General features: G+C 34.3%; 14 protein-coding genes and 1 pseudogene. 12 read left to right on the top strand and 3 right to left on the bottom strand.

Annotation, left to right across the window (positions count from 1 at the left end):
- The 3 genes from RK02_RS12430 to RK02_RS03770 form a co-directional block, all read left to right on the top strand.
- Positions 1-180: hypothetical protein (locus RK02_RS12430; RefSeq protein WP_211211261.1), on the top strand; the 180-nt coding region annotated here is incomplete at its 5' end.
- 117 nt (positions 181-297) lie between these two features.
- Positions 298-441, top strand: coding sequence for a hypothetical protein (locus tag RK02_RS12230; protein WP_018451730.1), 144 nt, complete (start codon positions 298-300; stop codon positions 439-441).
- Positions 442-622: 181 nt separating this feature from the next.
- Complete coding sequence (locus RK02_RS03770; protein WP_016182924.1) at positions 623-868, top strand: hypothetical protein; 246 nt, start codon at positions 623-625, stop codon at positions 866-868.
- A gap of 48 nt (positions 869-916) precedes the next feature.
- Here the strand turns inward: RK02_RS03770 and RK02_RS03765 are convergent, their stop codons facing one another.
- Positions 917-1,534 (bottom strand): hypothetical protein, encoded by a 618-nt coding sequence (locus tag RK02_RS03765; protein ID WP_016182923.1) that lies wholly within the window; start codon positions 1,532-1,534, stop codon positions 917-919.
- 74 nt (positions 1,535-1,608) lie between these two features.
- Positions 1,609-1,764, bottom strand: a complete 156-nt coding sequence (locus tag RK02_RS12575; protein WP_018451731.1) for a SymE family type I addiction module toxin — start codon at positions 1,762-1,764, stop codon at positions 1,609-1,611.
- A 115-nt stretch (positions 1,765-1,879) separates the two neighbouring features.
- Here RK02_RS12575 and RK02_RS03760 point away from each other — a divergent pair, with 115 nt between their 5' ends.
- Positions 1,880-2,473 (top strand): hypothetical protein, encoded by a 594-nt coding sequence (locus tag RK02_RS03760; RefSeq protein ID WP_016182922.1) that lies wholly within the window; start codon positions 1,880-1,882, stop codon positions 2,471-2,473.
- A gap of 309 nt (positions 2,474-2,782) precedes the next feature.
- On the opposite strand, the gene RK02_RS03755 is transcribed toward RK02_RS03760, so the two are convergent.
- Complete coding sequence (locus tag RK02_RS03755; protein WP_016182921.1) at positions 2,783-3,970, bottom strand: IS110 family RNA-guided transposase; 1,188 nt, start codon at positions 3,968-3,970, stop codon at positions 2,783-2,785.
- A 598-nt stretch (positions 3,971-4,568) separates the two neighbouring features.
- Between RK02_RS03755 and RK02_RS03750 the strand changes: the two genes are divergently transcribed.
- The 8 genes and pseudogenes from RK02_RS03750 to RK02_RS12085 all read left to right on the top strand — a co-directional run bounded on the left by RK02_RS03750 (position 4,569) and on the right by RK02_RS12085 (position 12,706).
- Positions 4,569-5,885: a DUF262 domain-containing protein gene (locus RK02_RS03750; RefSeq protein WP_016182920.1), complete on the top strand. Its 1,317-nt coding sequence runs from the start codon at positions 4,569-4,571 to the stop codon at positions 5,883-5,885.
- A gap of 2 nt (positions 5,886-5,887) precedes the next feature.
- Positions 5,888-7,672: a DUF262 domain-containing protein gene (locus RK02_RS03745; protein WP_016182919.1), complete on the top strand. Its 1,785-nt coding sequence runs from the start codon at positions 5,888-5,890 to the stop codon at positions 7,670-7,672.
- Positions 7,673-7,866: 194 nt separating this feature from the next.
- Positions 7,867-8,607: a class I SAM-dependent methyltransferase gene (locus RK02_RS03740; protein WP_016182918.1), complete on the top strand. Its 741-nt coding sequence runs from the start codon at positions 7,867-7,869 to the stop codon at positions 8,605-8,607.
- Positions 8,608-8,787: 180 nt separating this feature from the next.
- Positions 8,788-9,012, top strand: coding sequence for a helix-turn-helix domain-containing protein (locus RK02_RS03735; RefSeq protein ID WP_016182917.1), 225 nt, complete (start codon positions 8,788-8,790; stop codon positions 9,010-9,012).
- A 256-nt stretch (positions 9,013-9,268) separates the two neighbouring features.
- Positions 9,269-10,018: a Crp/Fnr family transcriptional regulator gene (locus tag RK02_RS03730; protein WP_016182916.1), complete on the top strand. Its 750-nt coding sequence runs from the start codon at positions 9,269-9,271 to the stop codon at positions 10,016-10,018.
- 162 nt (positions 10,019-10,180) lie between these two features.
- Positions 10,181-10,483 (top strand): hypothetical protein, encoded by a 303-nt coding sequence (locus RK02_RS03725; protein ID WP_016182915.1) that lies wholly within the window; start codon positions 10,181-10,183, stop codon positions 10,481-10,483.
- Between the two features lie 51 nt (positions 10,484-10,534).
- Positions 10,535-12,388: a heavy metal translocating P-type ATPase gene (locus RK02_RS03720; RefSeq protein WP_016182914.1), complete on the top strand. Its 1,854-nt coding sequence runs from the start codon at positions 10,535-10,537 to the stop codon at positions 12,386-12,388.
- Positions 12,389-12,471: 83 nt separating this feature from the next.
- A pseudogene (locus tag RK02_RS12085) lies at positions 12,472-12,706 on the top strand (heavy-metal-associated domain-containing protein).
- Positions 12,707-13,365 lie beyond the last annotated feature (659 nt).

Raw genomic sequence — 13,365 nt, 5'->3', positions numbered from 1 at the left:
ATAGAAAGAAGTTTTTTGATAAAAGTAGTTGTACTTGGACAGTTTTTTTTGATATTATTTAGTAAAGACATCTTGTTTCACTCCTTAATGGTTTTGGTCGACTTAATTATAGAGGAAACAGATGTCTTTTTCTATTATTTTGATGATAAAAAAAGATATTTAGTGTTATCCTCCATTTGAGTAACAACACTAAATATCATAGACCCATAACTCTAGGTTCGCTACCTGGAGTTATTTTTTTTTTTGTTAAACAGAGCCAGTCAATATGTATCCCGATATTGGAGGTGGAATTAACTATTGGAACTTGAAGAATATATTAAGGATGGCTTTGATGATTCGTTAAGAGATTATATTCAGTCGGAAGAATATGTCTCTGCAAAGCAGCAAGAGAGAAGAGCGCTGGCATATTTAGAAAGTTTACTTACCAAGGACCAGCAGTAGGCATTTCATTCATTCCTGGATGCAACAACAAACTGTAATAGTATGCTTTTGTCAGAAACATATTTGCATGGAGTTGTGGAAGGTATAGCCCTAAGAAAAAAAGTAGTATCAGAATAGGTAGTAAAGAGGCCGGCTTTGATTCCCTTTTGAGCTGGTTTTTCTTTACAGATTTGGAGGCGTTATGGCAGGATTCAAACCGGGCGATAAAGCCTATATTGTAGAAAATAACAGAATAGTACGCCAGTGCACTGTTGTAAGAGTAAGCGCTGGCATGCATCTGATTCGTTTTGAAAATGGTGGTGGGATTCAGGTGAAGGCACATAGATTATTTGCAACACAAGAAGAAGCCGAGAATAGCGTACCAACTATTAAGAAGGCAGCAGCTAAGCCGGCTGGGTATAGATCACCATATGATTACATGCATTAGAAAACGATAGCCTGACAGGTATTGATTTACCGGCCAGGCTATTTTTGTTTACTTGAAGTCCAATGGATATGATTCTGAGAGGACTTCCTTAATAATTCTATTGTGCTCATCTGTTTCCTTTTGAAGCGCTTTTTTGTATTCCTGCATTTTCTCGTAAGTCCATTCGTAAGAAGAGTAGTTGTCTATGCATTCCTGAAGAATGGTGATAATAGCAGGAAGGCTCTTTTTCTTGTAAGAACGATAATATCTTCCGACGATTTCTTTGCTGGAATCAAGTCTTAAGCGTGTGCTGTATTTGTTTTCCTTCATATCGGTGATAACCGCTTTTAAGGTATCAAGTGGATAATCTGAAACGCAGCAGTCATTAAAGCGATAGCTGAAGGATCTGCTTACCTTGCTCTGAAGGTGGAGAGTCTTTCCATTTGGTACCAAGAAATAATTGGTTACAATACCATCACCCTTCCAGCGAGGACAAGGGTAGTGTTTAGTTGTCGATTCAATATGATATTTTTCTTTGCAGGCTGGGCACTGGATTTCTTCATCAGTGTAGCCTTCACGAGTCTGGTTCCAGTCATTCATATCATAATAATATGTACGAACCACAATGCCTTTACCGCAGGCACAGGTGGTTTTCTGGAGTTCTTCGCGCATTCTTTCATAGCTCATAAATAAAACCTCCTCGTAGATAATAATAGCTAGCGAAAACCTATAAGGAATTCATTAGCCTTGTTTCTGTTATTCTACATCTCATATTCCATACCTTGATTGTAAGATACGACTATGTGGTCTCCGACTTGGAAACCGAGATTGGATAACCAATCGCCTTGGAGATTTATTCGTGGAATGTTTCTCTTTTGGCCTGGTGCTTCGTATATCTTTAAATGTCTTTCTTTCATTGGTGCCTTCCTTTCCGGCTACCAATGCTACCATGACTAGTATATCATTTTGAGCTCGATTTGAAAAGTTGAAAATGTTATAATAAATTGATTCGTGTTTGAAAGGATGATGAAAGTGGAACAGAAAGAATTATATAAAGACGCAGTAAAAAAAAGAAAATTCTCTGATTTAGAGAAAGAGGATTATTTGGTTCCGATTGTAAAAATTGTAGAAGATGATATAGAGTGGATGGATAATGATTCTGTTATATATTTATGGGCTTTATTTGGTAAATATGATTCAGAAGTTGAATATGAATGTGTACAAGTAGGAGCAAGTATTGACGGAAGAGATGAAATTGAAAAGGATATTTGTAAAATGAATGATTCGAACTGTCCAGTTCTGGATTCAGGAAGAAAAGTCAATACTCAGTTTTACACTAATGTTTATTTTGTGCCAGATGAAGATGGAGTAGATAAATCGAAGTATCAGTACCGAAAAATCAGAAAAGATTATAAAACATTGATTTTTTGTAAAATTGATATCAATAAATATCTTAATGTTGATGATACCCAGATAGATAATCAGCATTTAAGAGATATTTTTAATTTGTCAAAAGCCTATTATGCAGAAACCAAGTTTGCATTTGATACACAGTCAATATATTGGAATGCCTATAGATCTGGTGTAGGAATGGAAACGTTAAAGCAATTAATACCGAAATCATAGTATTGCTTTATTGTTATTGCCGAAGCTAACTTTTATCTGGCACTTTTCAAAAAAGCGGTAATGTTTTTCAAAAATAGGTGTGATATTATTAAACTGCGAAGAATTGTAGGAAGCCTACTGGAACAAATCCAGCGGGCTTTTTTCTTTGCTTTCTTTGGTGCGGGGAAGTGCGGAGTTTCCTATCCTTTCGCCGCACCTCCCTTTAGAAAGACTAACTATATTAAGTCAACAGAAAAAACTAAAAAAGATTAAAAAAAAGATATAACAAAAAAGTGCGCAACAAATAAGCCTAAATAAGCTAAAAATTTTTTAGGATTGTTGTATTATGCATGGTTCATTCTTTGTTAAAATGGCATGAATAACATAGCAAAGTTTTCTAGCAACGGCACCAATCGCTGTGAAATGATGTTTCCCTTCTGCACGTTTTTTATCATAAAAGGCTCTAAAAGTAGGATCACATCTTGATGCGACAAGGGCAGCTTGAAATAAAGCTTTTCGCAAATAAGGGGAACCACGCTTGCTCATGACATTGTGTGTGGCTTCGTATTCTCCTGATTGTGTGACCGAAGCATCGATTCCTGCGTAGGCAACCAATTTTTTGGGATTAGAAAAACGCTGAATATCACCAATTTCACCGAGTATAGTTGCACCAATTACGATGCCAATTCCAGGGATAGTGGTAATCATTGAATCGATCAGTTGCATATGATGATTGATTTCTTCTTCTGTCTGTTTGATTTGGAATTCAATATAAGCTAATTGATCCAACATTGAACGAAGTTGAAAAATGAATGCATCTTGTGCGAAACGAATACCAAATGATTGTGCAGCAGCTTGCTTTAGCGCTTCTACTTTATGTTTTCCTAAGCGTTTTCGACTTGCTTCTTGGATGACCTGTGTGAGTGTTTCGGCAGAAATCTTGTTTAATTCTTCAGGAACTGTAAAGGTTGAAAGAATGGTTTGAGAAGCTTTTCCAAAAATGCCAGTAGAAGAAAATAAGGCTTCGTATTCAGGAAACACTTGATCAAGTAAAGCAATGATTTTTCTTTTAAAATCACTGGCGGTTCCAACTAGATAAGTTCGATAGCGACAAAGTTGTCGAAGCGCAAAATAGTTTTCATCGATTTTCGGATGGCTATGAAAAGAGCCATAGCGAATGAGATCAGCAATCAAAACAGAGTCAATGGTGTCATTTTTACGTTTGCGAATTTCTGTTCCTTTGCGCCAACCATCTGTCTGGATAGGGTTGATTACATGGACAATGTAATCTTTTTGGTCCAAAAAAGCATAGAGCGCTAACCAATAGTGCCCAGTTGCTTCCATAGCAATCAGGCATTCGTCAGTAGAGGGACAAAAAGAAGCTAAACGTTGAAGAAGACTTTCAGCGCCTTCTGTTGAATTTTGAAAAGAAAAACCTTTAAAAAGAATTTTTCCTTCGCTATCCATCAATGAGGCTACATGTGTACGTTTACCAATATCTAAACCTAAATAAAGCATAAACTCACCTTCTTGTAATATTTAGGATTGAGAACCACTCAACTGAAAAGCGTCACTACCTCGTGCTAGATACGGAGTAAAGGATAAATCCTTTCAACATCTAACTCATTCGCAATCAGCCTAACAGAGAGAGGAATCAGTCTTTCGATAACGAGTTGATGACCCAAGGATAGAACGATTCTCCTCTCAATCCGTTAATTATATTTTCTCAAAAAATATGAGGAAATACCATAAAAAAGTAACAAAGGTTCATAAGGTTCCTATTTCAATTTCGAGGATAAAAACCTTAAATATATTATACGAGGAGAAATCTAACATGCAAGAATGGATTGTTGTCGATTAGTTCGGGAATGTGATTGCACAAGGTTTTTATGATAAACAATCAGCAGAATTTTATGCAAAAAATATTCCAAACGCTAGTGTAGAAAAGAAAAGCTAATAAGATTACAACTATACAATTGATACACCTTACTTAGAGTTCGTTTTCGGATATCATGTTCATATTATTTCTTGTGTTCTCTGATTATTAATTGAGGACTTTTGAAGGTTTGTATGTGCTATAATGAAGGAGTTAGATTTCAATAAGGAGGGATGTATTTTGACGTTAATTCAAGACGAATTAAAAATCATCAGCGTAAAAGAGTTAATGAATATCAATTTAAAGATTCCTGATTATCAACGTCCATATCGTTGGTCATCTAGTTCAACCAATACCCTTTTTGCAGATACCTATGAAGCTTATAAGTTAGGAATTGATGAGTATAGATTAGGTTCGGTCATTTTGCATAGGGCATTGAATCATAATAGCCAACATTACGATTATAATCTAGTTGATGGACAGCAACGGACTACAACCTTATCCATTTTACTCTATGTGCTTGGTGAAAAAAGCCAAAAACTTCTGAGTGAAAATTATAAACCGTCATCTCGTGATGCAATTTACAATAATTATAAATTGCTCCAAAAGAGAGTGAATGAACTTACCAAGGAAGAAAAAAGAAAGTATAAAGAGTTTCTTGAAAAAAATTGTACTGTTGTAAAGATTGTGACAGACAGTGAGCAGGAGGCCTTTCAATTCTTTGATTCACAAAATTCACGTGGAAAAGCACTCAAGCCTCATGATTTATTGAAATCGTACCACTTGAGAGAAATGGTTCGAGATCCTGAGCAGTTAAAAATCAGATTGATTTCTGATTGGGAAGATATGGATCAAAATGCTCTTGAGGATTTGTTTAGAAATTATTTGTATCCAGTCATTCGATGGTTTAATAACAGGGATGGGTTACATTATTCATCTGATAAAATTCAGTATTTCAAAGGAATCAAGCAATCGAATACTTATAACTATGCGATTTATCATAAAGCCAGTAATATTTTCATTGAACAAGTTAATTCGAGTGGTTCAAGTGAATTGCTCAGTTCTGGGGAATTAAACCAATTTCAATTAACCCAACCAATTATTGCCGGAAAACGCTTCTTTGAGTGGACTTTGCATTATTCAGCTTTATTGGAACAAATTAAAAATAAAATTGATAATTACCATAAAAAAGAAGAAGTCCCAGGAAGGCGAACTGGTGACATTTACATAAAACAACTTTATGAAGCATCGTTGCTATTTTATGCTGATAGGTTTGGTTTTGAAACAATCGATGAATCGGTCATGCATCAGCTATACACTTGGTGTTATTCATTAAGATTACGAATGAAGGCTATTTATCCACAAACGGTAAATAAGTATGCAATTGGTCAACATGATCGGATCAATCTGGGTAAAGATTTGTTTTCAATAATGAGTGAAATGAATGACCCGCAAGAATTGAAATCCATATTCTTAGAAAGTGTAGAAGAGAGCGACCTTCAAAGCAGCAGCTATAAAGCAATTTACGAATTAATTAAACAATGGAATGGGTGGTAATCATGGACAATCATTTAAAAATGATACCAGTTTCAAAAATATTTTCTGATGTTCATTATGAGGTTCCGATTTATCAACGAAATTACGCATGGGGTTCTGACCAAATTGAACAGTTAATCGAAGATATTATGAGTACCAAAGATGATTATTTTTTGGGCAATCTAATCGTTAATCAAAAGGATAATAATGTTTATGAAGTTATTGATGGACAACAGCGCTTGACAACATTATTTTTACTTGAAAGATATTTGGGTATTGCGTTTGCTAATGATGCATTACGTTTTGAAGCTAGAGATAAGGCGAATAGAACACTTGTAATATTACCCAATACAAACCAATTAACTGATGAGTTGCAGTCATCAGAAATTAAAGAGGGATATAAAATTATTGATGATTATTTTGAGAAGATAGGTTTGAGCTCAGAAAAAGAAAAGTTCATCAAACGTTTGGATAAGGTGAATCTTATCCGTGTTCAAGTACCTGCTAAAATTGACTTGAACCATTATTTTGAAATTATGAATACTCGTGGTGAGCAGCTCGAATTACATGAAATTGCCAAGTCAAATATTTTAGCAAAAATTTCATCACCAGAAGCTAAGAAAATAGCTAGTGATATTTGGGAATATTGTTCCAATATGGACTCTTATATTCAAATGAATTATCCTAAAAAGCAACGAGATAAGATATTCAGTGATGATTGGAGTAGCTTGTCTGATAAGATAATTGACTTTGATTCATTAATCGGTTGCTATAAAAATGAAGTGATGATAGAAGAAAGCTTCACTCTTGAAGAAATACTTCAAGGTAAGAGAGTGATGAGTAGTGAATCAACATCAAGTGATGAGCTAGAGAATGAACGTTTTGAGTCGATTATTTCTTTCCCAAACTTCTTGTTGCAAGTCAATGAAGCAATTACGAGATCAAGTGCGGATGATGATGCAAGTTTGGATGACAAGAATTTTTTAATTAATCTTCAGAACAATTGGGCAGATGAATCCTCGTCTAAGCACTTCCTATTCATGATGTTAAAAGCACGCGTATTGTTCGACAAATTTGTGTTAAAACGTGAATATGCGCGTGATTACAAAGAAATAGGTAAATGGTCGTTACAAAGGCTTGAAAAATATCGTGATGCCAAAGGAGACAAACCAAAATATATCGGAACTTTTGGTGGAGATGAAGATAATCGAAATAGACAGATTCGAACTTTGCAATCTGCCTTACGTATAACATACACTTCTCCAAAAACAATGCACTGGATTTCATTAGTCTTATCGAGTTATTTTAATGATGAAAATGCAGATATATTAGAGATTCTTGAAAATTATGCTCAATCAAAAGTTGATGCAACTAGATTTGAAACGGCTTCTGGATTTGGATTTGAACGGATCGTATTTAGTTATTTAGATTATTTGCTTTACCGAGATGGCTACTCATTCAATGGTCATGAAATAATACATCCACTATCGAATGACTGGCAATTTCAGTTTAGAAGTTCAATTGAACATTTCTACCCTCAACATCCAACTGAATTGGCCCCTTGGGCTGATGCAGATCTGAATTGCTTTGGTAATTTAGCCTTGATTACGGTATCTGGCAATTCTACTTTTAATAATGCAATGCCTGTCGGAAAAGCAGGTACAAACCCAGGGATTATTGCGCAGAGTTTGAAGTTGAAAATTATGGCTGAAATGATGGGACAAAATAATAATATGTGGGATCAAAAATTGGCGCACATCCATCAGGACGAAATGTTTAATATTCTTAAATTTAGAGGGGGAAAATAGAGTAGGTAACTCTTAATCAAACAAGCTATTCTCAAAGTAAGTGAAGAGGTAAAAGATGAACTTGAACTAATATATCCAGTTATCGTATGCTACTCGAATGCTCTGCTATTCTTTTTATTAAAATATGCTATATTAAATCAAAATTACAGAAAAGGAGGAAGCTATGGAAAATAAAACAACAAGGAGAAATTCAGATGAAAGAAAACAAATATGATGATAATATATTTTTTCAAAAATACAGTCAAATGAGTCGCTCACAGCAGGGACTAGCCGGTGCAGGAGAATGGGAAACATTGAGAAAGCTGCTGCTGGATTTTAAAGATAAGCGTGTGCTTGATTTAGGATGCGGCTATGGATGGCACTGTATTTATGCGATGGAACACGGAGCGTCTTCTGTTGTAGGTGTTGATATTTCTCATAAAATGCTCGAGGTAGCCAAAGAAAAAACACATTTTCCACAGGTTGAATATAAATGCTGTGCTATAGAAGATGTGGAATTCCCAGAGGAGAGTTTTGATGTAATATTAAGTTCACTTGCGTTTCACTATGTAGCAGATTATGAGATTTTAGTAAAAAAGATATATAGAATACTGAAGTCTGGTGGTAAGCTAGTTTTTACGGTTGAACATCCTGTTTTTACTGCCTATGGAACACAAGACTGGTATTATAACGAAAAAGGAGAAATACTGCATTTTCCGGTGGATAATTATTATTATGAGGGCAAACGGACAGCTGTGTTTTTGGGAGAAAAGGTTACAAAATATCATAGAACACTGACCACATATCTAAATACACTGCTTTCAAATGGTTTTATCATAAATCATATTGTGGAGCCGCAGCCGCCGGAAAACATGATGAATATTCCAACGATGCAGGATGAAATGCGCCGTCCCATGATGCTGATTGTATCGGCGAATAAAAAAGTGGATAGATAGAACTAAAACACTTATAAGGCATCAAAATGGAAATATGAAAACCAGAAGTAAATAGCCCGTGACTCTGAAGTAGAGTTGTGGGTTTTCTTTTGCTTGCTGAGTATAATAATATTTTAATAACTATTGTGTTTATCAACCAAATGGTTTATAATATTATTAGCGTAAACTTGGAGGTGCTGTATGACTACGGCAGATATGATAAAACAACTATGTGAGCAAATGAATATAAGCGTTTCTGAACTTGCTAGACGCATTGGCCAGACTCCACAGAATTTCAATAAGAAATTACAGCGAGAAACGGTAACTTTGGATGAGTTGAAAGCGATTGCTGATGTGCTGGGCATCAGGTTTGAACAGGCTTTTATATTGCCTGATGGCAATGAGATTAAAATATCTAACGAATAAAGGAGACGGACTAATATGATGATTAGTTCGGAAAGTTACTATTAAGAGTATTTCAAAGGAAAACCCAAAGCAGAAATAGTAACTGCTATCCGAGGACTTAAGTAAGAAATAGGCCATCTAAAAAAACAATGGAAAGTCTAGGCTAATGTGATAATCTAATAAATATTCCACATGAATTCACTTGCATTTACTAGACTCATGAATACTTGGAAATAAATAAACAAGTCCCAAAATAAGTTATGAAAGGAGTATCTGAATGTCGAAAAAGGATTCCAAGCAAGATATAAGAAAAAAACTCTATAATCCTTCCTCACACATTCATCATCACAAACATGAGGCAGGTTCACAGGTTTCATGTATCAGTGTTGTTCCAATCTTTAATCATCTAGAAGAAGAACAGATGGAAGAAATTATGAAAGTCATGAAGTCAATTTCATATAAAAAGGGTGAATTACTTTATCGAGAAGGAGATACATCTAATGTCTTATATGTTGTAAGTAAAGGTAAAATTAGAATCTACCGTTTATCTGAGTCTGGAAAAGAGCAATTATTGAGAATTTTAAATCCAGGAGATTTTACAGGAGAATTAGCTCTGTTTCGTGAATCAATCCATGAAGCGTATGCAGAAGCAATGATTGATACCGATGTATGTATGATTAGTAAAAATGACTTACAAGAATTTTTATTAAAGTACCCTACGATATCTTTGAAGATCTTAGCTGAGTTTTCTAACCGACTGGAAATATCAGAAAAACAAACAACTAGATTTGTCACCGAGAAAGTGGAGGCTAGATTAGCGTTGTTTCTTGGAGAGTGTACAGATGGCGGAGTTAGTCCAATAGAAATTGAATTGCCGATGAGTAAAAAGGATTTAGCCTCTTATTTAGGAACGACACCAGAAACGATCAGTAGAACGTTGGCTGATTTTGAAGATGCAGGTTATATAAAGCAAAAAAGAAACAAAAAGATTGAGATTTTAGATTTAGATGGTTTGTTGCTGATATAGCAGATAATCTTAAAATAAAAAATAGAACAGTTGGCATTAAGTTAAATACTAACTGTTCTATTTTTTTTGCGTAAAAAGAACAAACTTGATGTAGATCAAGTTAATATCTTTTAATCCCTTATATAATATAATCAATCCAAGAAAAAGAAAGAAGGAAAACACATGTCGAAAAAATTAGATTTTAATCAAGTCAAGGAAACACATTTAAAAACATTGGCACAGTATGTACCAATTGTAGCAAGAGTTCATGGAGGCAATCATCCAGAATTTCACCAAGTTCGTGAAGTATATGATAAACTTACAAAAAAAATAAAAGATACAGGAGAGGGAAAACCTGATTTAGCAGATGAATTTGCAAAGTTACGTAAAATTACAGACAATTACACAGTTCCGGATGATGTTTGTGAAAGCTATGAAGCAGTATATAACCTGTTGGCAGAATTAGATAAAGCATATGAATCATAAAAGAAACAAGTGATACAATTAATAAAAATCATAATAGGAAGGAGTATGAATATGCAAAAATTAATTTTAGGAAGAAAGAATCATATTACAATAGTAAGTGCAATTTTAATAATAATTGCATATGTTAGTAGATTAGGATTTCAAAACGAACCTATAGCCATATGGTCACTAATAATTGCCTCTGTTTTAGGAGTTATACCGATTGCCATCCAAGCGTATCAAGCACTCAGAGTTAAAGTAGTCAGTATTGATGTGTTAGTTACCATTGCAGTCATTGGCGCGTTTCTAATTAGAAATTATGAGGAGTCAGCAATTGTTACCTTTTTATTTCTATTTGGAGCTTATCTAGAACAAAGAACACTGAATAAAACACGTTCTGCAATAAAAGAATTAACTGAAATGGCGCCTGAAGTTGCTCTAAAGCAACTGAAAAATGGTGAATTTGAAGAAGTCGCAATAGAAGAGGTTGATATAGGTGATATTTTACTTGTTAAAACAGGTGCAAAAATCCCAGTTGACGGTACAGTGTTAACAGGAGAAGGGCATATTAATGAAGCAAGTATTACAGGAGAAGCGGTTCCTGTAAGTAAAAAGAAAGATTCGGGGGTATATGCCGGAACAATTTTAGAAAATGGAACTATTCAAATCACTGCTGATCGTGTAGGTGAGGATACTACTTTTGGTAAAATCATTGAGTTGGTTGAAGAAGCACAGGATTCAAAATCAGAAGCAGAACGTTTCATTGATAGATTTTCTAAATACTACACACCAGCTGTTTTAGTTCTCTCTTTTATTGTATGGATATTTTCAAGGGATATTGAACTTGCAATTACAATATTAGTTTTAGGATGTCCAGGAGCATTGGTAATCGGTGTACCGGTTTCAAACGTCGCGGGGATTGGCAATGGAGCACGTCATGGTATTCTTCTAAAAGGTAGTGAGGTTATTAGTGACTTTAGCAGACTAGATACCATGGTATTTGACAAAACAGGTACATTAACAATAGGAAATCCAAAAGTAGCTGATAAAGAAATTTATGCAGATAATGTATATGAAGTATTAGGGTATCTAGCAAGTGTTGAAAAGGAATCAGATCATCCATTAGCAAAAGCAGTTGTGGAATATATTGGAGATAGAGAACCATTTAGAGTTGAAAAAACAGAAGTTGTAAAAGGCGGAGGAATTGTAGCTCATGTAGAAGGTCATAAAGTTGCAGTCGGTAATGTGGCACTAATGGAGCAAGAAAATATTCTTTTAAGTGAAAAAGCTCGTGCAGATATTGCCAGATTTGAGAAAAATGGAAATTCACTTGTTTTAACATCAGTTGATGGTGAATTAAAAGCATTGATGGGTATTCGTGATCAAATTCGCCCGGGTGTAAAAGATGATCTTAAAAAGTTGAAAAAACTAGGTGTTAAAAATCTAGTAGTTCTTTCTGGTGATAACCAAGGAACAGTTGATTTAGTAGCACGTGAACTAGGACTTACAGAAGCTCATGGACATATGTTGCCAGAAGATAAAGCAACATATATTAAAGAGTTACAAGAAAAAGGTCAGATTGTGGCATTTGTTGGAGATGGAGTAAATGATAGTCCTTCACTAGCTCTAGCACAAATTGGAATTGCTATGGGAAATGGAACAGATGTAGCAATCGAAACTTCAGATGTTGTTTTAATGAATTCAGATTTCAGCCGCTTGCCACATGCATTAGGTTTAACAAAAGCAACCGCTAATAACATGCTTCAAAATATTATTATTGCAGTAGGAGTTGTATTAGTCCTTCTTGCCAGCGTATTCTTTAGTAAATGGATGAACATGTCAATCGGTATGTTAGTACATGAAGCAAGTATATTAGTAGTGATTTTAAATGGTATGAGACTTCTTCGCTATAAATTAAGAAAATAAATAAAATTCTTAATGTAAATCAATTTATTATAGATAATAATAGTACATAATACAATTAACATAAACTAAAGGAGAGATGAAAAATGCAAAAAGCAACAATTCAATTAGAAACATTAACATGTCCATCATGTATGAAAAAAATAGAAAATGGAGTTAAATCATTAGATGGAGTAGACAAAAAAAAGCATAAAGGTGCTATTTAATTCAAGTAAAGTAAGAGTGGAATATGATGATGAAAAAGTATCTATAAAAGATATTGAAAATGCCATCGATAAATTAGGATATGAAGTTATAAAATCTCAAGTAAAAGCTTTATAAAATAAGAGGGAATAAGTTTGGTTTTAATGATATCAGATGCTGGTTAATGTCATCTACGGTATAGGACACAGTTACCAAGTTATAATGTCGTTGATATCTTCCCACACACGAAAGCCCACAATGGATATGTTCTCATAAAGAGAATTTCTGATAAAAATATTTTGGTTACAAGTATTTGACAGCTATAACTTCCGCTCAAGCCATTGTGAGTGCGTGGTTCTGTTGACTAAAGCACACAAGTAAAAGTGTGAAAAAGGATTGAAATAAAGGAATTTCCGAGATTTTTTTGAATTAAAAATTAGACTGCAAAATATGCTTGAAAAAGTGGATAAAACCTTGGTGTTTTTATAGTCGGATAGATAAGAGGATTGAGATTGGGTCGATTATACAGAAATATTTGTTTGTGATGTGTGAAAGACGAAATAAAAAATAGGCTAATAATCATTTTGAAATATTTTAAATGATTATTAGCCTATTGTGTAAAAAAGAGAATGTTATATTTAGCATATTCCGGCTAATACAAATGAGACGATGAAACATGTTGTCATCTATTTTAAAACATCAGTTGGATACAATGGCTATGGAAAGAAGAACGGATTAAAGGTATTATGAATGTTAATCGTGTTTGGCTTATACCAAAAATGCAGAGAAGCCGATAG

Source organism: Enterococcus columbae DSM 7374 = ATCC 51263 (genome assembly GCF_000406925.1).
In the GTDB taxonomy this organism is placed as follows: domain Bacteria; phylum Bacillota; class Bacilli; order Lactobacillales; family Enterococcaceae; genus Enterococcus_E; species Enterococcus_E columbae.
The sequence above is the reverse complement of the archived record's forward strand: the minus strand, read 5'-3'. Positions and strand labels throughout refer to the sequence as shown.